Source organism: Pantoea sp. AG702 (genome assembly GCF_003182295.1).
Lineage (GTDB): Bacteria > Pseudomonadota > Gammaproteobacteria > Enterobacterales > Enterobacteriaceae > Pantoea > Pantoea ananatis.
Genome location: NZ_QGTU01000003.1, coordinates 1 through 21597 on the forward strand (window position 1 = coordinate 1; position 21597 = coordinate 21597).

Here is a 21597-nt window from a genome sequence, read left to right on the forward strand (position 1 = left end):
GCGGACGCGAGTCCGAAGGATTTTGCGCTGAGTGCAAGGCGGCAACCGAGACGGGGTGAAGGAGCATACTGAGGTATGTGACTGAGCGTCGCGAGGGAAGCCAGCGCGGCAGCAGCGTGAAAGACGCAGGACGGAGCACAAAGAATTTGCCTGGCGGCCTTAGCGCGGTGGTCCCACCTGACCCCATGCCGAACTCAGAAGTGAAACGCCGTAGCGCCGATGGTAGTGTGGGGTCTCCCCATGCGAGAGTAGGGAACTGCCAGGCATCAAATTGAAGGACCTGCACGTAACCTCGGGCAGTTCACTACTCAGTAGAGTAGGACAAAAGCGAACGCTTTTGAACGCTGCGAAGCAGCGGCCCGAAGGGTGAATCACAGCGTGATTCATAAACTGCCAGGCATCAAATTGAAAGACCCGAGCATCAGCATAACAGTGCCGGGAGTACCTGTTGCGTGCTGATATGGCTCAGTTGGTAGAGCGCACCCTTGGTAAGGGTGAGGTCCCCAGTTCGACTCTGGGTATCAGCACCAGTTATATATGGCTAGAGTTCGGCAAATAAAGAATTTGCCTGGCGGCTGTAGCGCGGTGGTCCCACCTGACCCCATGCCGAACTCAGAAGTGAAACGCCGTAGCGCCGATGGTAGTGTGGGGTCTCCCCATGCGAGAGTAGGGAACTGCCAGGCATCAAACAGAAAAGCCCCGTACGAAAGTGCGGGGCTTTTTTACGTCTGCGATGCGGTAAAAAGCCAATATCGAGCCGATTATCGCGCGCGGAAGGCCCCCATTGGGCACTGAAAACTTTCGAATGCTCCTTTCCATACGAATAAAACGCCGACTAAAAAACCGGGCAACTGAGCTCAAACAGGGTTGTTAGCGTAATGAAACGCGATTATAAGCAACGCTGGCAGCTGAGGCGTTGTGCAACCACAGTTAACGCAGTGCGATTATTCGCGTAGCAGAAGAATATTATGCTGGGCGTCATGGGGGAAACCGCACCTCCGTCGTAGACGAAGATGCGGGGAAAGATAAGAGGGGTTAGTGGATAACCTGAGACAGGAAAGCGCGGGTACGCTCTGACCGAGGATTAGCAAAAAACTCCTGCGGAGGAGCGACTTCCACGATCTCACCGCGATCCATAAAGATCACTCTGTCGGCTACCGTACGGGCAAAGCCCATTTCGTGCGTCACACAAAGCATTGTCATACCATCTTCGGCCAGTCCAATCATCGTATCGAGCACTTCCTTCACCATCTCTGGATCCAGAGCAGAGGTCGGCTCATCAAACAGCATGATTTTAGGCTTCATGCATAGCGAACGTGCGATAGCTACGCGCTGTTGCTGTCCCCCAGAAAGCTGGCCGGGAAACTTATGCGCATGTTCCTCAATACGAACACGTTTGAGGTAGTGCATAGCAAGCTCTTCGGCTTCCTTTTTGGCAATTTTACGCACCCACATGGGCGCCAGCGTGCAGTTCTGCAAAACGGTAAGATGAGGGAAAAGGTTAAAATGTTGAAACACCATACCGACCTCGGTACGGACCCGCTCAATGTTGCGCACATCATCATTCAAATGAATACCATCAACCACAATACGGCCCTTCTGGTGTTCTTCAAGATGGTTGATGCAGCGAATTGTGGTGGATTTGCCTGAACCTGATGGACCACACAAGACGATACGTTCCTGGGGTTTAACCTGAAGATTAATATCTTTCAGCACATGGAATTGCCCGTACCACTTGTTCACATTTTCCAGCGAAATCATCGCATTGGTTGAATCAGTTATTATTTGTGTCATAGAAACCTCAGTGCGATTTGCGCCCGGTGTGAAAACGTTTTTCCAGATACTGGCTGTAACGCGACATGCTAAAACAGAAAATCCAGTAGACCAGCGCGGCAAAGACATAGCCTTCAGTAGACATTCCTAGCCAGGCGGGATCGACGGTAGCCTGCTGCACGCTACTAAACAGATCGAATAAACCAATAATGATGACCAGGCTGGTATCTTTGAATAACGCGATAATGGTATTCACCAGTCCTGGAATAGTCAGCTTTAAGGCCTGCGGAAGGATGACCAGCATTTGCGTCTTCCAGTATCCCAGAGCCAGCGATTCAGCAGCTTCATACTGCCCCTTAGGCAAGGCTTGCAGTCCACCACGTACCACCTCTGCCACATAAGCCGACTGGAACAAGATCACGCCAACCAGTGCACGCACCAGTTTGTCGATGGTCGTTCCTTCTGCCATAAACAACGGCAACATGACCGAAGACATAAACAGCACGGTTATCAGCGGCACGCCGCGCCAGAACTCAATAAAAATCACTGACAGCGTTCGCACCACCGGCATCCGGGAGCGTCGTCCCAGCGCCAGTAAAATCCCCAGCGGTAAGGCGCCAGCGATACCAACGGATGCAATGATCAGCGTCAGTGTAAGCCCACCCCATTGACGGGTTTCCACCCGGTCCAGCCCTAAGAAACCGCCATATAACAGAAACCAGACAACAAGGGGATAGCATACTGCCCATGCGGCAATGTAGCGTCCACGATAAGGCAGCCGTTTAATAAACATCGGCACAATGGATGCCAGCCCAATGACCAGCGCCAGGTTGATGCGCCAGCGCAGTTCATGTGGATAAAGCCCATACATAAACTGGCCAAAGCGGGCATGAATAAAGACCCAACATGCCCCCTCTTTCGTACAGTCTGCGCGTGTTGTGCCGAACCAGTTTGCATCGAAGATCAGCCAGTTCAGAGCAGGTGGAATCACATGCCAGATAAGCCAGATGCAAAGCAGCGTCAGACAGGTATTAAACCACCCTGAAAACAGATTTTTGCGCGCCCACAGCCAGGCCCGGCTCAGCGGTGATGAGGCTATCTGCGGTGTTTCGTGTGTAGTGACAGACATAGTTATCCCGTTCTCTTAACGCTCAACCAGCGCGATTTTGCGGTTGTAGAAGTTCATCAACATTGAAATCAGCAGGCTGATAATCAGATAGACGCTCATGGTGATAGCAATGGTTTCGATGGCCTGGCCGGTCTGATTCAGGACCGTTCCGGCAAACAACGACACCATATCGGGATAGCCAATTGCCGCAGCCAGAGAAGAGTTCTTCACAATATTCAGATACTGGCTGGTAAGGGGAGGAATGATCACGCGCATCGCCTGAGGGATAATAACCTGACGCAAGGTGACCGGATTGGGTAATCCCAGCGAGCGGGCCGCCTCATGCTGCCCATAGGGCACAGCCTGAATACCTGAACGAATGACTTCCGCAATAAACGAGGAGGTATAAATCGACAGCGCCAGCGTCAGTGCCGCCAGCTCAGGAATCATGACGAAACCGCCCCTAAAGTTAAAGCCGCGTAACTCAGGAATGTCCCAATGCATGGCTGCGCCAAAGCCCAGATGTGCAATGAAGGGAAAGAGTAACAACATCAAAATGGCGACAGGCCAGGTGCGACGAAATTGACCGGTTTTAAGCTGATGCTGACGGTTGAAGCGGAACAGGGCGTAACTCGCGACAACAGACAAAACGAGGGCAAAAACAAATGGCCAGCTTCCCGGTGCATAGGTCGGCCAGGGCACATACAGGCCACGGTTGCTGACGAAGGCCAGATCGAAAGCATTGAGCGCCTGACGGGGGCCGGGCAGGTTACGTAATACCGCAAAATACCAAAAGAAGATCTGGAGTAAGGGAGGAATATTGCGGAAAGTTTCAATATAGATATTGGCGATTTTACGCAGTAACCAGTTATCTGACAGGCGTGCCAGTCCGATAAAAAAACCCAGAACAGATGCAAAAACAATACAGAGAGCCGAAACCAGTAACGTATTGGTCAGCCCGACCAGAAAGACGCGTGCGTAGGTGTCACCCTCAGTGTAGTCAATAAGATGCTGAACAATGCCGAAACCCGCATTGCGCTCCAGAAAACCAAACCCGGAAGTAATACCGCGATTAGCGAGATTGATAACGGTGTTGTGGATAAGGTAGCCCACCACAGCAACTACAATAATGATCGCAACTATCTGGTAAAGCCAGGCTCGAACCGTGGGATTACCGAACGAAAAATCCCTTTTCACGGTTGGGCGTTGTGACATGTTTAAACCTCAATAACAAAAGCTTTGCTGGGGCACCGTAGAAAACGGTGCCCGACGGGTTGAGGCGCGATTAACGTACCGGTGGCGCGTACTGAATACCGCCCTGATTCCAGAGTGCATTCTGGCCGCGAGCGATTTTTAACGGGCTGTCTTTACCGACGTTGCGATCAAAACTTTCCTGATAGTTACCTACCTGTTTAATGATGTTGTAAGCCCATTTGTTATCCAGCTTCAGGTCTTTGCCGAAATCACCTTCAGCGCCCAGCAGGTGAGCCATATCAGGTGTTGCCGGTTTAGCCGTCATTTCATCAACGTTTTTGGAGTTGATGCCCATCTCTTCGGCGTTCAGCATGGCGAAAAGCGACCACTTAACAATGGTGAACCAGTCATCATCACCGCGACGTACAAGCGGCCCCAGTGGTTCTTTAGAAATCACTTCAGGCAAGACGATAAAGTCGTCTGGCTTACCTAATTTAATGCGCAGGGCGTACAGCTGAGACTGGTCAGAGGCCAGCGTATCGCAACGACCGCTGTCCAGTGCCTTAGCGGATTCATCAGAGCGATCGAAGGTGACCGGCGTGTACTGCATTTTGTTGGCTTTGAAGAAGTCAGCGACGTTCAGCTCGGTATCGGTGCCCGCCTGAATACAGACGGTCGCACCGTCGAGTTCTTTCGCGCTCTTCAGACCCGCTTTCTTGTGGGTCAGGAAGCCAATGCCGTCGTAGTAGTTGACGCCGGTAAACATGAAGCCCATGCCGCCGTCACGTGATGAGGTCCAGGTGGTATTGCGAGAAAGCACGTCGACTTCGCCGGACTGCAGCGCGGTAAAACGCTCTTTTGCCGTCAGCGGGGTGTACTTCACTTTTGTGGCGTCGCCAAATACGGCGGCCGCGGCAGCACGACAGATATCCACATCAAGGCCGGTAAATTTGCCGCTGGCATCCGCATAAGAGAACCCCGGCAGGCCATCGCTGATCCCACACTGAATGAAGCCTTTCTTTTTAATCGCATCGAGTGTAGGGCCTGCATGGGCCTGCTGAGCAACGGCAAGCAGAGAAGCCGCAGCAACCAGAGTAGAGAGCATCATCTTTTTCATAAAGCATCCTGTGTGGCATGTCATGTTGTGTTGTTATGTATTGCGCACTTTATTGTGCGTCCTGTCTGTGGCGAACGGCCCCCCACGACTTTGCAAAGCCAGTGCCAGGTTTGCAGAATCCTGAAGTCACCTGAAAGATCGGGTAATAATCTGAATTATCTGGAAGGCTGCGTTAATATGACGCACCAAAAGGAAGCATTTCGAGTCGTAGGGATCACATTTAGTGCAAAATGTTTCACTATTTAGCAACATTGTGAGCAGCGTTGCATGTGCTGACTGCAAGCAGGGTGCTCGTTGCGAAAAAAGTAAAGCAGGCTCACACAAGGCCGCTATAGCGGGGCTGAGAGGCTGGAAACGGAAAAAAACAGGGATGGAAATGAGGACGATGTGAAAAAGGCAGCCCGTTAAAAATCACGCTGGCGACTGCAACTACAGTTACCATATTTGACGCAACTGTTTCACAAGTTTTAAAACAATTTGTGTGTCAGGGCACAAATAAAAACGCCAGCCCTAAGGCTGGCGAGATTAACGGCCTGAACCTGAATCAGTTCATGCCGTATTTTTTCAGTTTCTTACGCAGCGTACCGCGGTTGATACCCATCATCAGGGCAGCACGGGTCTGGTTGCCACGGGTATACTGCATCACCATGTCCAACAGAGGCTGCTCGACTTCAGCCAAAACCAGCTCATACAGGTCACTAACATCCTGACCATTCAGTTGAGCAAAATAGTTCTTCAGTGCCTGTTTAACCGAATCACGCAAAGGTTTTTGAGTTACCTGATCCTGTGAGTTAACGGTAGAAACGGTCAGTACGTCAGAATTTACGCGTTGTTCGAACATAGTTCTTTCAGCTCTTTATTTCGTTACGCAAGATTTTCGAAGTATGCCTCCAACGCCTCCAGCTGTTCGCTGGCATCCTCAATGGCGTTGAATGTGCGCCGAAACTGGTCATTTGGGGCATGTTCCTGGAGATACCAGGAGACGTGCTTTCGCGCTATACGGTATCCCTTGCCTGAACCGTAAAAGTCGTGCAGCTCACGTATATGCGAAACAAGCAAACGCTTGACCTCTGCCAGTGGCAGCGGGGCAAGCAGCTCCCCAGTGTCCAGATAATGCTGGATTTCCCGGAAGATCCACGGTCTTCCCTGAGCAGCACGTCCTATCATCAGAGCATCGGCTCCGGTGTAGTCGAGCACTGCTCTGGCTTTATGCGGGTCAGTTATGTCTCCATTCGCGATAATCGGAATAGAAACACTCTGCTTAACTGTCCGAATACTGTCGTATTCAGCGTCTCCGTTGAACAGGCAGGCACGAGTGCGGCCATGTATCGTCAAAGCCTGAATGCCACAGCGTTCAGCCAATTGGGCAATCGCGACACAGTTTCTGTTTTCTGGATCCCATCCGGTACGGATTTTCAGCGTTACCGGGACATCAACAGCATTTACCACGGCAGAGAGAATTGACTCTACTACTGAGGGATACTGCAGTAAGGCGGAGCCCGCCATTTTGCGGTTCACCTTTTTTGCCGGGCAACCCATATTAATATCAATAACCTGTGCACCAGCATCAACATTAATACGTGCAGCCTGGGCCATCTCACTGGGATCACAGCCTGCAATCTGGACGGCACGAATGCCGGGTTCATCACTGTGCACCATGCGTAAACGAGATTTGTCACTGGCCCAGACTTCGGGGTTCGATGACAACATCTCAGAAACCGCCATTCCTGCACCCATCTCGTGACAAAGCGTTCTGAAAGGCCTGTCGGTAATACCGGCCATCGGCGCTGCAATCAGTCGATTTCTCAGCTGGAGGTTTCCAATGCGCATGAAGTCGTAATGCCATACTGTGTCTGCAAGGCGGCGTATATTACGCATTTTTTTATGAAGATGAAAGGCCAAACTTTGAACAATTCACAAGAAAACCGCTTTTATCCTGCCTGGACCCTGTTGATAAGGATAAATAACAATATAAATCAGTAGATTAAGTGTTTGTGTTTATTTTGTGAACAAAGGTTTTTCCGACGAAGATTCGGTATTCACCAGATAAAAAACGTCACATACCGTGATTAACGATACAAGCAGCGGTTTTATCAACCACAAAGACTGCGCCACAAGAGGGTTTAGCCTCAGCCGATTGCAATCGCGGCTCTGGGTGAAACACTGAACGGACAGTAACGAATGTTTAACAGCCCTACCGATTCGCCAGGGCTGCTGTTGGTACCTGCAATGCCTGAAAGGCTAAGCGGTTTTAACGCCTGTAATACGACACCACTCTTCCTTGACTGCAACGGGATCGAGCGCAAAATGCGTCCTGTAAGCTTCACAGACGCTTTCAGCCTGGCTCTCCAGTACGCCTGACAAACCAAGATGCCCGCCAGATTTAGGCAGGACACGAATAAGCGGTGCCAGCTCGCGGAGCGGCCCGGCCAGGATATTCGCGACCACGACATCAGCCTGCAGGTTTTCCGGCTGCTGATGCGGCAGATACAGGGATAAACGATCGGCCACCCCATTGCGCTCGGCGTTGTCGCGGCTGGCCTGGATCGCCTGGGGATCAATATCAATACCAATAGCCTGCGCCGCCCCAAGTTTAAGCGCCGCAATTGCCAGGATCCCTGAACCGCAGCCAAAATCGATCACGGTTTTACCCGCGAGATCCAAGCCGTCGAGCCACGTCAGGCACAGTGAAGTGGTGGGGTGCGTGCCGGTTCCGAACGCCAGGCCGGGATCGAGCATCACATTGACGGCATCGGGGTCGGGTACATCGCGCCAGCTTGGACAGATCCACAAACGCTCACCGAACCGCATAGGATGGAAGTTTTCCATCCATTCACGTTCCCAGTCTTTGTCTTCGATCTGCTCGATCTTGTGACGGAAATTCTCGCCGAGCAGCGGATGTTGAGACAGTTCCGCAATCACGCCATCCATGTCGCTTTCAGCGTCGAACAATCCGATAACGTCGGTATCACCCCATAAACGCGTTTCACCCGGCATAGGTTCATATACCGGCGTATCGTTTGTGTCCTGAAAGGTCACAGACACGGCACCGACTTCCATTAGCGCGTCGCTCAGTCCTTCCGCGTTTGCGCCAGAACTGTTAATTTTGATTTGAATCCAAGGCATAACGTCTCTCTTAATTCAGTGTTGTGGTGCATCAACCGCATGCGGTAAGCGCCCAAACAGGTTGCCGACCAGGAATGCCAGCAGACTTAACATTAATGACGGCACAATGGGATGAAAACCCCATAGTTGCAGACCAAAGGTTGCCAGAACGGCATAACATCCTCCGCCCACCACCATGCCGCTGACAGCGCCGGCGGCGTTAGCGCGCTCCCAATATAAACCCAGCACCAGCGGCCATAAGAACACGGCTTCCAGACCACCAAAAGCCAGCAGGTTGAGCCAGATAATCATGTCTGGCGGATGCCAGGCGACAAACAGCAGTATGACACCCAGCAAAAAGGTCACCGTTCCCGATAATATTCGCAACCGCGGCTCATTATCGATTTGCTGCGGTGCAAGGCGCAGGTAGAGATCTTTCACCAGCGTAGCGGAGGCCTGCAGCAACTGGGCATTGATAGTGGACATGATCGCCGCCATCGGCGCGGCTAAAAACAGCCCGGCAGCCAGTGGTGGTAGCACGGTGATCATCAGCGTAGGGATAACGCTGTCCGGCACGGTCAGGTCAGGTAATACCGCGCGTCCGAGCGCCCCGGCCAGATGCATTCCCAGCATCAGGAGCACAACAACAATGGTGCCAAGCACAATAGCCCGGTGTACCGCTTTACTGTCCTTGTAAGAGATACAGCGAACGGCGGTGTGCGGCAGGCCGATGACGCCAAAGCAGACCAGCACGATAAACGAGCTCAGGAACGTGGGCGTAATAATATCGCCCGGCCCCTCCGGCGACAGCAGCTTGGGATCGATGGCGTGCAGTTTATCGACGGCCGAGTGAATACCGCCAGCGTGGTGAATAACGGCAAACAGCAGTAAAAACGTGCCTATCAGCATCACCACGCCCTGCATCGCATCATTCAGCACACTGGCGCGGAAGCCGCCGAAGGCCGTATAAAGCGCTATTGTACCGCCAAAGATCAACAGGCCGGTGTCGTAAGGGATCCCGGCAGCGGTTTCCAGCAGACGCGCGCCACCAATAAACTGCACGGCCATCGCGCCCACGAAGGCAATCAGCAGGCTCAGGCTAGCTAACCAGACCAGCAGCGTACTGCCATAGCGTGCATAGAGCATATCGTTAAGGGTCACGGCGTTGTGCTTGCGCGCCAGAATGGCAAACTTTTTACCCAGCACGCCTAACGACAGCCAGACAGCAGGCACCTGTACCATAGCCAGCAGCACCCAGCCCAGGCCGTACTTATAAGCTGCACCCGGCCCGCCGATAAACGAGCTCGCACTGATATAGGTGGTCGTGATGGTCATTGCCAGGACAAATCCGCCCATTGAGCGGCTGCCCAGGAAATACTCAGTCAGGAAATTTCCCTGGCGTTGTTTTCGCATCGCAAAGACGGAAAGGCCCGCGATAACAGCCAGATAAGCCAGCAGTGGAAGAATGATTTCAGTGTTCATTTTCATCCTCCAGCGACATATTCCGGAAGATCTTACGCACCATCATCCAGCATAAAAAAATGAACAGCAGGGGGGCAAAAAGACAGGAGAGCTCAAACCAGCGAGGTAAGCCGGTCAGGCCAGTGGCATTTCCCCCTAACCAGGCAGAACCGCCCCAGACGGCTAACCAGGCCAGCGTCAGATAGAGTGACCAGCGAGCTTCTTTATGAGCCTGTAAATAACGCGCGTCCATAGTGTGACCTCAACGCCAGCGGGAAAAGAAAAAGGCCGGAATATCCGGCCTCAGACTGACTCAGCGTGGCGATTACTTCTCGTGCAGGCCAAGCTTTTTCTCCAGATAGTGGATATTGGTTCCACCCTGCTGGAAGTTCTCATCGGACATGATTTTCATCTGCAGTTCGATGTTGGTTTTGATACCGTCGATAATCAGCTCCGCCAGGGCATTTTTCATACGTGCAATGGCGATATCGCGGGTTTCACCGTAGGTGATTAACTTGCCAATCATGGAGTCATAATAAGGCGGTACGCTGTAACCGGCATAAATATGAGATTCCCAACGCACGCCAAAACCACCCGGCGCATGGAAGCGGGTGATTTTGCCCGGGCTTGGCAGGAAGCTAACCGGATCTTCCGCGTTGATACGGCACTCGACCGCATGACCGCGAATAATCACGTCTTCCTGCTTGATTGACAGTGGCTGACCCGCAGCAATACGCAGCTGCTCTTTAATCAGGTCAACGCCGGTGATCATCTCGGTAACCGGATGCTCAACCTGGATACGGGTGTTCATTTCAATGAAATAGAACTCGCCGTTTTCATACAGGAATTCAAACGTACCTGCCCCGCGATAGCCAATATCAATACAGGCTCGGGTGCAACGCTCACCGATGAAGGAACGCAATTCTGGCGTGATCCCCGGTGCTGGCGCTTCTTCCACGACCTTCTGGTGACGACGCTGCATTGAACAGTCGCGTTCGCCCAGATAAATGGCATTGCCCTGGCCGTCGGCCAGTACCTGAATCTCGATATGGCGTGGATTCTCCAGATACTTTTCCATGTAAACCATGTCGTTGTTGAAAGCCGCTTTGGCTTCCGCTTTCGTCATGTTGATGGATTGTTCCAGATCTTTATCGCTACGCACAACGCGCATGCCGCGACCGCCGCCGCCGCCAGAGGCTTTGATAATAACCGGATAGCCGATGCGCTTGGCGAAGGCACGGTTTTTTTCCATGTCATCGGTGAGCGAGCCATCGGAGCCGGGGACGGTAGGAACGCCCGCTTTCTTCATCGCGGTAATCGCGGACACTTTATCGCCCATCAGGCGAATGGTATCGGCTTTCGGACCGACGAAGATAAAGCCAGAACGCTCAACCTGCTCAGCAAAATCGGCGTTCTCAGAAAGGAAGCCGTAGCCGGGGTGAATCGCCACCGCGCCGGTGATCTCAGCGGCAGAAATCAGCGCCGGGATGTTGAGGTAACTTTTGACCGACTGCGCCGGGCCGATGCAAACCGTTTCGTCTGCCAGCAGCACGTGCTTCAGGTCACGATCCGCGCTTGAATGGACCGCGACAGTCTTGATGCCCAGTTCTTTACAGGCACGCAGAATGCGCAGCGCAATCTCACCGCGGTTAGCAATAACAATTTTATCCAGCATGGTTCGCCCCGTTATTCGATGACAACAAGTGGCTCGTCAAATTCTACCGGCTGACCACTTTCCACCAGAATGGCTTTAACAACGCCAGACTTATCCGCTTCAATCTGGTTCATCATTTTCATGGCTTCAACGATGCACAGCGTGTCACCTGCATTGACTTTCTGACCCACTTCCACGAACGCTTTTGCATCCGGGCTTGGTGTGCGATAGAAGGTCCCTACCATTGGTGAACGTACGATGTGGCCGCTGATCTCAGCAGGCGCGGCTTCTGCAACGGCGGCAACAGGTGCAACGGCTGTCGCCAGAGCAGGCTGTTGAGCAACCGGCGCGGCATAAGCCTGTTGCATCATTGGGTAACCGGTATTTGCAGGTGCGCGACTGATGCGAACAGACTCTTCGCCTTCGGAGATTTCCAGCTCAGAAATGCCAGATTCTTCAACCAGTTCGATCAGTTTTTTAATTTTACGAATATCCATGAATGGGGTTCCGTACTCAGTTTGATTAATTAGTATGAGACAGGCGCTTTACTGCCGTTTGCAATGCCCACGAGTAACCGTCAGCGCCAAGCCCACAAATGACGCCAGCAGAGACATCAGAAAAATAGGAGTGATGGCGAAAAGGCTCGCGACCGTGCACATTTGACAGGTGAACTTCGATAAAGGGAATATTCACCGCTAGCAGCGCATCACGTAATGCTACGCTGGTATGCGTAAACGCAGCAGGATTGATAAGGATATAATCCACATTGCCTTTTGCCTCATGAATGCGATCAATAAGCTGAAATTCAGCATTGGATTGCATATGGCTTAATCTTACATTCAGCTGGTCTGCCTGATGGCTCAAATCGGAAACGATCTGATCCAGGGTGACATCCCCGTATTTTTCAGGCTCGCGCGTCCCTAACAGATTAAGGTTGGGACCGTTCAAAAGCAGAATATGTAATTTGTCGGCCATCTTGCTGCCATCTCCCGCAATCATTGAGGCATCGCGTAAAATACCTTGCCGCTTTCCATTTGTCACCCGTCACAGTAAAAAAGAAGCGTCATATCGCAATAAAGCCGGGCATTATATCCGTTTCGTGGCATTTCGCAGCAAAATACTGGTCTTATCTGCGAAGTTGATCGGGTGCGGCCTGTGGACCCCATTTTTCGCAGACGTTAGGAGAAGCGCAGGGGCTAACGCGGCCACCATTTAATGAACTTTTTATAGCGCCAGGCTAACAGGAACAGGGCGAAAAGCGCGTAGATGACAGGCTGGGGAGAAAGGATTTTTACCGACCATATGTAGTGAATTGGGGCCAAAATCGCGACCAGATAAATCGCGTTGTGCAAGGTTTGCCAGCGTCTGCCCAGTTTTCGCTGCATGCGTTGAAAAGAGGTCACCGCCAGCGCCAGCAGAATAAACCAGCAAATAATTCCCAGCGTGAGATAGGGGCGTGAAATCAGTTCGCTACCGAGCAGACCAAGGTTGTTAATGCCCAGTTCCAGCAGGTAGTAGCTGGTTAAATGCAGGCTGGCCCAGAAAAAAGTCCAGATCCCCAGCAGCCGTCGGGTGCGAATGAGCAAAGGCTGTTTGGCGATGCGCGTTAACGGCGAGACAAGCAGCGTCGCCAGTAGCAGTTTCAGCGCCATACGGCCGGTAAAATGCTGGATATCTTTGGCGGGATCGGCGCTAAGACCGCCCTGCATAGCGGCCATAATCAAGTAAACCAGCGGTAAGAAAGCCGCCAGATGTAGCAGGACTTTAAGCCAGCCGATCTGCTTTATTGTCAGGCGCACTCAATAATTCTCCCGTAAATCCATACCGCGATACAGCGACGCGACCTGATCGGCATAACCGTTGAAGAGTAATGTCGGCTGACGATCCACATTAAAGCTGCTGCCCGGACCAATAAAACGCTCGGTCGCCTGCGACCAGCGTGGATGATTAACATGCGGATTAACGTTGGCATAGAAGCCGTACTCGTTATCGGCAATCTGGTTCCAGGTCGTCGGTGGCTGATCATGCGTCAGCGTGATTTTCACAATGGACTTGATGCCCTTAAAGCCATATTTCCACGGGACCGTCAGGCGAATCGGGGCGCCATTCTGTGGGGGCAGCGCTTTACCGTAAACGCCTGTCGTCAGAATCGTGAGGGGATGCATGGCTTCATCCAGACGCAAACCTTCTACATAAGGGTAATTTAGCCCGCCGCCGATAAAGCGATCTTTTTGACCAGGCATCTGATCGGGAGCATAAAGTGTCTGGAAAGCGACAAAGCGCGCTTTGCTGGTGGGTTCTGCCAGCTTCAGGAGTTTATTGAGTTCGAAACCTATCCAGGGCACCACCATCGACCAGGCTTCAACGCATCGCATCCGATAGATACGCTGCTCCATGGCAAAGCGTTTGAAGATATCATCCATATCTAATGTGATGGGCTTTGCCACTTCGCCTTCAATCGTCAGCTTCCAGGGATCGGTCTTTAGCGTCCCCGCATTGGCGGCCGGATCGGCTTTATCAAGGCCAAACTCATAGAAATTGTTATAGCCCGAAACCTTATCTGCAGGCGTCAACGGCAGGTTAGCCTGGTATTGTGCAGGTTTGGTAAAGTCCAGAGCGCGGCCTGCGGGCGCGGGTGGGCGGTCATTGCCTTTAAACCAACTCAGAATATCGGCGTTGGCCATGCCGGGAATGCTGATAGCGGCAGCGCCCAGACCCAGGGTCTGAAGCACGCGACGACGATTCATATTAAAGATGTTTTCTGGCGTTACATCAGCTTCAGTCAGGCGTTTTTTCAGCGTCATCGTCTCTTCTCCGGCTCGATTTTCATCATCAGCATGATGACTATTACTTAAGCTGGCGAATTTTGCCGCAAAAATGTGAAATTTCCTGGTAAACCCTTCCAATGAGAATGCGCTGAAAAAAGGATAATTAAGCGCTCTGGGCCTTTCTCAACGGTATACTTCGGCTTCATGCACGACCTCGCTGCCGCCGGGAACAATTTGTGTTATTTTTCTCAAAATTTCTCCCGGCGGACGGGCAGAGGGGCGGCGTGATTCGGCTACAACCGTAGTGAAACAGGCACAGGGATGCGATTAACTACCAAACTTTCTGCATTTATTACATTTATTAGCGTACTGGCAATGGTTTTAATGCTGGTGGGCTGTGCTTTTAGCGTTTTCTGGCTCACGCATCAACGCGTTGAAAATCGCGTACAGGTTTTGGCAACGGAAGTGGATAAAGTCTTGCTAAAACAGCCGCCCGATGCGTTAGAAGCCTGGCTTGCGCCGGTCTTACCCGTCATCAACGCTGAGCAATTATCTTTATACAATGGCCGGCAGAATGTTTTTACGCTTTCCCGCCATGAAAACCAGATGCTGCAACATCAAAAAAACCGCTACATCCACTTTGACATTGCGCTGATGCATCAGCCGGGTATGCGTTTGCAATTGACGATACTTGACCCGGCACAAACCTGGCTACGATCTATTCCCACCACCTATACGCTTGCCGCCCTGATGCTGGTGGTGCTGATTATGGCGGTGACGCTGTTCATCACCCATCGCTGGCTGGTAAGACAATGGCGCGGAATGGAACAGCTGGAGAGCCGATCGGCATCAATACTCAGCGGCGCGCGCCAGCTTTATCGCCAGAAGCATGCTGATGAGTGGCCGCCTAAAGCCAGCCGGGCAATTGACGTGTTGCTCTCCGATTTACAGGAAGCCGGTGAGCAGCGTGTACGCATTGATACTTTAATTCGTACCTTCGCTGCACAGGACGGGCGGACGGGGCTGAATAATCGCCTTTTCTTCGACAGTCAGCTGGCAACGCTGCTTGAAGATCAGGAAGATGTTGGCACGCATGGCGTGGTCATGATGATCCGTTTTCCTGAACTTGATACACATGATGATTCACTGGGGCCCGTGCTGGTCGAAGAGTATCTCTTCAATGTCGTGAATATGTTGTCGACCTTTGTCATGCGCTACCCCGGCGCACTTCTGGCCCGCTATTTTCGCAGCGATTTTGCGGTCTTACTGCCGCACCGCAGCCTGAAAGAGGCCAACAGCATCGCCGATCACCTCATCAATGCGGTCGATGCCCTGCCGCCTATGCGCATGGTCAACCGGGACGATTTTATCCACATTGGTATCAGCGCATGGCACAGCGGACAGACGGTGCCCCAGGTCATGGAAAACGTTGAAATGGCCACGCGTCGGGCAACCCTGTCGGGCGGAAACAACTGGTCCAATGGCGCAGGAAATCCCCTGGATGCCGGGCGCGGCAGCGTTCGCTGGCGTACTCTGCTGGAAAATACCTTAAGTCGCGGCGGCCCCCGGTTATATCAAAAGCCCGCCGTGGACAGAGAGGGTAAGGTGCGGCATCGCGTTCTGCTCACGCGCATTTTTGACGGGGATAAAGAGGTCCTGTCGGCAGAATATATGCCCCTGGTTCAGCAGCTCGGTATGGCTGAGAACTGGGACCGGCAGATGGTATTACGCGTTGCCGCACTCTCTGAACTTTGGCCGGAAGAGACGCTGGCGATCCCCGTTAACATTGAGTCGTTGCTGAAACGTCCCTTTATTGCCTGGTTGCACACGATGTTGCTGCAGTGCCCAAAAAGTCAAAGAAAGCGATTTTTATTTGAACTTGCAGAAGGGGACGTCTGTCAACACATCAGCGATTTGATTCCCGTATTTCACGCATTGCAGGCGTTCGGTTGTCGCATCGCCGTTAATCAGGCGGGTTTGACGGTGGTCAGCAGTGCCTATATCCGGCAGTTACCGGTTGAGTTGATCAAGCTGGATGCGGGTTTAGTGCGTAATATTGAGCGCCGTACAGAAAACCAGCTGTTCGTGCGAAGCTTACTGGATGTTTGCAAACCCACCGGGACGCAGCTGTATGCGACTGGCGTGCGAACGCACGCAGAGTGGCAGACTTTGGTCGGGTTAGGTGTAGAAGGTGGTCAGGGTGACTTTTTTTCACCTTCACAACCGGTTAACAGTAACGTAAAAAAGTACTCCCAACGTTACCGTTTTTAATCGTTTGACCGGTTTCAGGGTTATCGCCTGCGCTTTTGGTGAATATGTGACAATAAACAGGCAGAATAATGCGCCTGAAATGTTAGATTTTATGTCGGAGTAAAGTTAAGAAAATTCTTTAACATGCCGCTCTGATGCCGTGGTATCGCTGTTCCGCTCGTGTGCGCAACAGGCATAAATGATGTAAAGCGAATGCAGTCTAATTTTTCACCGAAGCAGAACGTTTTTGCGCCTTGTGGCAGCTTCGTGTGGTTGGTAAAGTAAGCGGATTTTATTTTCCGCCTCCAGCTTGCAGGATTATCCTTTAGTATGTTTAAAAAATTTCGTGGCATGTTTTCAAATGACTTGTCCATTGACCTGGGTACCGCGAACACCCTGATTTATGTAAAAGGACAAGGCATCGTGCTGAACGAGCCTTCCGTGGTTGCTATTCGCCAGGATCGTGCCGGTTCACCAAAAAGCGTGGCGGCAGTAGGTCATGACGCCAAACAGATGCTTGGCCGTACGCCAGGCAATATCGCAGCTATTCGTCCAATGAAAGATGGCGTTATCGCCGATTTCTTTGTGACGGAAAAAATGCTGCAGCACTTCATTAAGCAGGTTCACAGCAACAGCTTTATGCGTCCAAGCCCGCGCGTGCTGGTCTGTGTGCCAGTTGGCGCTACCCAGGTTGAACGTCGTGCGATTCGCGAATCGGCCCAGGGCGCTGGCGCCCGCGAAGTTTTCCTGATTGAAGAGCCGATGGCGGCCGCGATTGGTGCTGGCCTACCGGTTTCCGAAGCAACGGGTTCTATGGTCGTCGATATCGGTGGTGGTACCACTGAAGTCGCCGTTATTTCCCTGAACGGCGTCGTGTACTCGTCATCCGTCCGTATCGGCGGTGATCGTTTCGACGAAGCCATTATTAATTATGTGCGCCGTAACTATGGTTCACTGATTGGTGAAGCCACGGCAGAACGCATCAAGCATGAGATCGGCTCGGCTTATCCGGGCGATGAAGTGCGCGAAATTGAAGTGCGTGGACGTAACCTGGCGGAAGGTGTGCCACGCGGCTTTACACTTAATTCCAACGAGATTCTTGAAGCCCTGCAAGAGCCTCTGACAGGTATCGTCAGTGCAGTCATGGTTGCGCTGGAACAGTGCCCGCCGGAGCTGGCATCTGATATCTCCGAGCGCGGTATGGTACTGACCGGTGGTGGTGCGCTGCTGCGTAACCTGGATCGCCTGCTGATGGAAGAAACCGGTATTCCTGTGGTCGTCGCGGAAGATCCCCTGACCTGCGTGGCTCGCGGTGGCGGTAAAGCGTTGGAAATGATCGACATGCATGGCGGCGATTTATTCAGCGAAGAATAATTGCCTCAACCGGCTGGAATCGTTGTAACAATGCGCAGGGAGTAGCGTGTAAACCGGCGCTGCGTGCATCGGTATGATGTGACCAGCCCAGGAAAGTGCGGCCCGCCCGTACTTTCTTACCTTGTAGTCGAGGAACACGCAGATTATATGAAGCCGATTTTTAGCAGAGGGCCTTCTCTGCAATTGCGTCTATTTCTGGCGGTGATTGTGGCGATTGCCATTATCATCGCTGATAGTCGCGTGAGTTCATTTACTCAAATACGCAACTATCTGGACACGTCGGTCAGTCCGTTTTACTTCCTGGCCAACGGGCCGCGCCAGCTACTTGATGGCGTGTCAGACACGCTGGCTTCTCGCCAGCAGCTCGAACTGGAAAATAAAGCGTTACGTCGAGAGCTTTTTCTGAAGAACAGCGACCTGCTCATGCTGGGGCAATATAAGCAGGAGAACGCGCGCCTGCGCGAGCTGCTGGGTTCCCCACTGCGTCAGGACGAGCACAAGATGGTGACCCAGGTGATCTCTACCGGCACCGATCCTTACACCGATCAGGTCGTGATCGATAAGGGCAGTGCGAATGGCGTATACGAAGGCCAGCCGGTTATCAGTGATAAAGGTGTGGTCGGTCAGGTGATTGCCGTAGGCCAGTTCACCAGCCGTGTTCTGTTGATTTGTGATGCATCACATGCGCTGCCTATTCAGGTGCTGCGCAATGACATTCGTGTCATCGCAGCGGGTAATGGCTGTACGGAAGATCTGCAGCTGGAGCATCTGCCGGGCAATACTGACATTCGCGTTGGTGACGTGCTGGTCACCTCTGGTTTAGGTGGCCGTTTCCCTGAAGGCTATCCGGTGGGTGTTGTGTCATCGGTCAAGGTTGACACACAGCGCGCCTACACGGTCATTCAGGCGCATCCCACCGCGGGTCTGCAACGTCTGCGTTACCTGCTGCTGCTGTGGGGCGCGGATCGCAAAGGCGAGATGCCGATGGCACCTGACGATGTTCATCGGGTAGCTAATGAACGGCTGATGCAAATGATGCCGCAGGTTCTGCCTCCCGCCGGTGAAATGGGCCCTCCTGCGCCTTCAGCGCAGAACACCACTCCGGCTTCGGGCAGTGGCGAAAGCGCCGCACAGGGTTCCGCTTCGCGCTCACGCGGAGGCCAGAATTGAGTCGATATCGCAGCCAGGGTCGATGGGTTATCTGGCTGTCCTTCCTTATGGCCTTTATTCTGCAAATCATGCCGTGGCCGGAACAGATCTATATGTTCCGGCCATCATGGCTATTGCTGATTCTCGTGTATTGGGTTCTGGCGCTACCGCACCGTGTCAACGTCGGAAGTGGTTTTCTGCTGGGAGCGATTATGGATTTAATCGCGGGTTCGACGCTCGGCGTTCGGGCGTTGGCGCTGAGCATCATCGCCTATCTGGTCGCATTTAAATTCCAGCTATTCCGTAACTTAGCGTTGTGGCAGCAGGCGTTAATGGTTATGGTGCTGTCATTAGCAATGGATGTGATCGTCTTCTGGGCGGAGTTTCTGGTGATCAACGTCTCATTCCGCCCTGAAATTTTCTGGAGCAGTGTTGTCGACGGGATTCTCTGGCCGTGGCTATTCTTATTAATGAGAAAGATCCGCCGTCAGTTCGCTGTTCAATAAGGAAATTTATGGTAACCCTTTATCTGGCCTCCGCGTCTCCCCGTCGACGTGAGCTGCTGACCCAACTGGGTCTGACCTTTGAGCGCATCATCACTGACGTTGAAGAACAGCGTCAGCCCCATGAAGCGGCAGACGTTTATGTCCGCCGCCTGGCGCATGACAAAGCGAAAGCCGGCACGCTGATTGCCCAACACGATCTGCCGGTGCTGGGCGCGGATACCATTGTCGTGCTCAATGGAGAAGTGCTGGAAAAACCGCACGATGCCGACCATGCCAGCGCCATGCTCAGTAAACTCTCCGGGAAAACCCATCAGGTCATGACCGCAATTGCCCTCGCCGATCGTCAGCAGGTGCTGGACTGCCTGGTGGTAACCGAGGTGACATTTCGTAACTTAACCGCGCGCGACATTACCGATTACATCGCAACAGGTGAACCCATGGATAAAGCCGGCGCATACGGCATTCAGGGGAAGGGCGGAAACTTTGTTCGTAAAATCAATGGAAGTTATCACGCGGTGGTCGGATTGCCCTTGGTTGAGACAGCGGAGCTGATCGACCATTTTCAGTCACTGCGTGCCGTAAGGGGTTAACATGACGGCTGAACTACTGGTTAATGTTACGCCTGCTGAAACGCGTGTCGCCTATATCGACGGCGGCATCCTGCAGGAAATCCATATTGAGCGTGAAGCCCGACGCGGCATCGTTGGCAATATCTACAAGGGACGCGTCAGTCGCGTGCTGCCTGGCATGCAGGCGGCCTTTGTGGATATCGGACTGGACAAGGCCGCTTTCCTGCATGCTTCTGACATCATGCCGCATACGGAATGTGTCGCAGGCGATGAAAAGAAAAATTTTGTCGTACGCGATATCGCAGAACTGGTTCGTCAGGGGCAGGATTTGGTCGTGCAGGTAGTGAAAGACCCGCTTGGCACAAAAGGCGCGCGCCTGACTACGGATATCACGTTGCCTTCCCGTTATTTGGTGTTCATGCCTGGTGCTGCGCACGTCGGGGTTTCTCAACGTATTGCCAGTGAAAAAGAACGCGAGCGTCTCAAAGCGGTAGTAGCTGACTACTGCGACGATCTGGGCGGCTTTATTATTCGCACGGCAGCCGAAGGCATTGGCGAAGAAGAGCTGGCACAGGATGCCGCCTTTCTGAAACGTCTGTGGACCAAAGTCAGCGAGCGGAAAAAACGTAACCAGACACGTTGCCTGCTTTATGGCGAACTGGCGCTGGCGCAGCGTATTCTGCGAGACTTTGCCGGCGCAGCCCTTGACCGCATTCGCGTAGACTCGCGGCTGACCTGTGATTTACTTAACGAGTTTACCAGCGAATACATCCCCGAGATGGCCAGCAAGCTCGAACTTTACAACGGCAAGCAGCCCATCTTCGATCTGTTCGACGTTGAAAATGAGATTCAACGCTCGCTGGAGCGTAAAGTTGAACTCAAATCTGGCGGATACCTCATCATCGATCAAACTGAAGCGATGACGACGATAGACATCAACACGGGTGCCTTTGTCGGACACCGAAACCTTGATGAGACGATCTTTAATACCAACGTGGAAGCCACTCAGGCCATTGCACGTCAGCTAAGGCTTCGCAACCTTGGCGGCATTATTATCATCGACTTCATTGATATGAGTAATGAAGATCATCGTCGTCGCGTACTGCATTCACTGGAAACGGCGCTGAATAAAGATCGGGTCAAGACAGGTATCAGCGGTTTTTCCGCATTGGGGCTGGTGGAAATGACCCGCAAGCGCACGCGCGAAAGCATTGAGCACGTGCTGTGCGAAGACTGTCCTGTGTGCAAAGGGCGCGGCACGCTGAAAACGGTTGAAACCGTGTGCTATGAAATCATGCGCGAAATCGTCCGCGTGCACCATGCTTATGATTCGGATCGTTTCCTGGTGTATGTTTCGCCAACCGTAGGTGAAGCGTTGAAAACGGATGAGTCCCATGCGCTGGCCGAAGTGGAGCTTTTCGTGGGCAAGCAGGTAAAGGTGCATGTCGAAGCGCTTTACACCCAGGAACAATTTGACGTGGTGATGATGTAATACTGGCTGGTCGGGCTGACGATGCCTGACTGCACATTTTAGGGTAAAATGTGAACCCATACCGCTATGTCATAGGA

At 52.6% G+C, this 21597-nt stretch carries 20 protein-coding genes, 1 tRNA gene and 2 rRNA genes; 9 read left to right on the forward strand and 14 right to left on the reverse strand.

Annotation, left to right across the window (positions count from 1 at the left end):
- The first annotated feature begins 149 nt into the window (after nucleotides 1-149).
- From rrf (DFO57_RS09500) to rrf (DFO57_RS09510), 3 genes are all read left to right on the forward strand, one after another.
- Nucleotides 150-265: ribosomal RNA gene (gene rrf / locus DFO57_RS09500) — 5S ribosomal RNA — on the forward strand.
- A gap of 189 nt (nucleotides 266-454) precedes the next feature.
- Nucleotides 455-530, forward strand: a tRNA-Thr gene (locus DFO57_RS09505).
- A 37-nt stretch (nucleotides 531-567) separates the two neighbouring features.
- Nucleotides 568-683 (forward strand): 5S ribosomal RNA (gene rrf / locus DFO57_RS09510).
- A gap of 352 nt (nucleotides 684-1035) precedes the next feature.
- Here the strand turns inward: rrf (DFO57_RS09510) and DFO57_RS09515 are convergent.
- The 14 genes from DFO57_RS09515 to msrP form a co-directional block, all read right to left on the reverse strand.
- A complete protein-coding gene (locus DFO57_RS09515; RefSeq protein WP_013027445.1) occupies nucleotides 1036-1794 on the reverse strand; it encodes an amino acid ABC transporter ATP-binding protein in 759 nt (252 codons plus the stop codon).
- Nucleotides 1795-1801: 7 nt separating this feature from the next.
- Nucleotides 1802-2902: an amino acid ABC transporter permease gene (locus DFO57_RS09520; RefSeq protein ID WP_013027444.1), complete on the reverse strand. Its 1101-nt coding sequence runs from the start codon at nucleotides 2900-2902 to the stop codon at nucleotides 1802-1804.
- Between the two features lie 15 nt (nucleotides 2903-2917).
- A complete protein-coding gene (locus DFO57_RS09525) occupies nucleotides 2918-4096 on the reverse strand; it encodes an amino acid ABC transporter permease (RefSeq protein ID WP_110015303.1) in 1179 nt (392 codons plus the stop codon).
- A 70-nt stretch (nucleotides 4097-4166) separates the two neighbouring features.
- On the reverse strand, nucleotides 4167-5192 hold the full coding sequence (locus tag DFO57_RS09530; protein ID WP_014604880.1) for an amino acid ABC transporter substrate-binding protein: 1026 nt from the start codon (nucleotides 5190-5192) through the stop codon (nucleotides 4167-4169).
- Nucleotides 5193-5736: 544 nt separating this feature from the next.
- Nucleotides 5737-6033 carry a DNA-binding transcriptional regulator Fis gene (gene fis, locus DFO57_RS09535; protein WP_003855228.1) on the reverse strand — a complete coding sequence of 99 codons (297 nt, stop codon included), beginning with the start codon at nucleotides 6031-6033 and terminating at the stop codon, nucleotides 5737-5739.
- Nucleotides 6034-6056: 23 nt separating this feature from the next.
- Entirely contained in the window at nucleotides 6057-7022 is a 966-nt protein-coding gene (gene dusB / locus DFO57_RS09540) for a tRNA dihydrouridine synthase DusB (RefSeq protein WP_014604881.1), read from the reverse strand.
- A 411-nt stretch (nucleotides 7023-7433) separates the two neighbouring features.
- The gene (gene prmA, locus DFO57_RS09545) at nucleotides 7434-8318 is read right to left on the reverse strand and encodes a 50S ribosomal protein L11 methyltransferase (RefSeq protein ID WP_105082819.1); all 885 of its coding nucleotides are present in this window, start codon (nucleotides 8316-8318) and stop codon (nucleotides 7434-7436) included.
- A gap of 15 nt (nucleotides 8319-8333) precedes the next feature.
- A complete protein-coding gene (gene panF / locus DFO57_RS09550) occupies nucleotides 8334-9779 on the reverse strand; it encodes a sodium/pantothenate symporter (RefSeq protein WP_022622401.1) in 1446 nt (481 codons plus the stop codon).
- Nucleotides 9769-10011, reverse strand: coding sequence for a YhdT family protein (locus DFO57_RS09555; RefSeq protein ID WP_013027438.1), 243 nt, complete (start codon nucleotides 10009-10011; stop codon nucleotides 9769-9771). Before DFO57_RS09555 ends, panF begins: the two co-directional genes overlap by 11 nt.
- 72 nt (nucleotides 10012-10083) lie before the next feature.
- Nucleotides 10084-11433, reverse strand: coding sequence for an acetyl-CoA carboxylase biotin carboxylase subunit (gene accC, locus DFO57_RS09560; RefSeq protein ID WP_013027437.1), 1350 nt, complete (start codon nucleotides 11431-11433; stop codon nucleotides 10084-10086).
- 11 nt (nucleotides 11434-11444) lie between these two features.
- A complete protein-coding gene (gene accB / locus DFO57_RS09565) occupies nucleotides 11445-11909 on the reverse strand; it encodes an acetyl-CoA carboxylase biotin carboxyl carrier protein (RefSeq protein WP_013027436.1) in 465 nt (154 codons plus the stop codon).
- Between the two features lie 25 nt (nucleotides 11910-11934).
- Entirely contained in the window at nucleotides 11935-12387 is a 453-nt protein-coding gene (gene aroQ / locus DFO57_RS09570) for a type II 3-dehydroquinate dehydratase (protein WP_024472015.1), read from the reverse strand.
- A 221-nt stretch (nucleotides 12388-12608) separates the two neighbouring features.
- Nucleotides 12609-13211 (reverse strand): protein-methionine-sulfoxide reductase heme-binding subunit MsrQ, encoded by a 603-nt coding sequence (gene msrQ / locus DFO57_RS09575; protein ID WP_014604884.1) that lies wholly within the window; start codon nucleotides 13209-13211, stop codon nucleotides 12609-12611.
- The gene (gene msrP, locus DFO57_RS09580) at nucleotides 13212-14216 is read right to left on the reverse strand and encodes a protein-methionine-sulfoxide reductase catalytic subunit MsrP (protein WP_014594738.1); all 1005 of its coding nucleotides are present in this window, start codon (nucleotides 14214-14216) and stop codon (nucleotides 13212-13214) included.
- Nucleotides 14217-14501: 285 nt separating this feature from the next.
- Between msrP and csrD the strand changes: the two genes are divergently transcribed.
- From csrD to rng, 6 genes are all read left to right on the forward strand, one after another.
- Nucleotides 14502-16451, forward strand: a complete 1950-nt coding sequence (csrD, locus tag DFO57_RS09585; RefSeq protein WP_105079799.1) for an RNase E specificity factor CsrD — start codon at nucleotides 14502-14504, stop codon at nucleotides 16449-16451.
- A gap of 309 nt (nucleotides 16452-16760) precedes the next feature.
- A complete protein-coding gene (gene mreB / locus DFO57_RS09590; protein WP_003855260.1) occupies nucleotides 16761-17804 on the forward strand; it encodes a rod shape-determining protein MreB in 1044 nt (347 codons plus the stop codon).
- Between the two features lie 147 nt (nucleotides 17805-17951).
- Nucleotides 17952-18974: a rod shape-determining protein MreC gene (gene mreC / locus DFO57_RS09595; RefSeq protein ID WP_028715858.1), complete on the forward strand. Its 1023-nt coding sequence runs from the start codon at nucleotides 17952-17954 to the stop codon at nucleotides 18972-18974.
- On the forward strand, nucleotides 18971-19459 hold the full coding sequence (mreD, locus tag DFO57_RS09600) for a rod shape-determining protein MreD (RefSeq protein WP_006120976.1): 489 nt from the start codon (nucleotides 18971-18973) through the stop codon (nucleotides 19457-19459). Before mreC ends, mreD begins: the two co-directional genes overlap by 4 nt.
- Nucleotides 19460-19467: 8 nt before the next feature.
- Entirely contained in the window at nucleotides 19468-20049 is a 582-nt protein-coding gene (locus DFO57_RS09605) for a nucleoside triphosphate pyrophosphatase (protein WP_014594735.1), read from the forward strand.
- Between the two features lies 1 nt (nucleotide 20050).
- Nucleotides 20051-21520: a ribonuclease G gene (gene rng / locus DFO57_RS09610; protein WP_013027429.1), complete on the forward strand. Its 1470-nt coding sequence runs from the start codon at nucleotides 20051-20053 to the stop codon at nucleotides 21518-21520.
- Nucleotides 21521-21597: the final 77 nt, after the last annotated feature.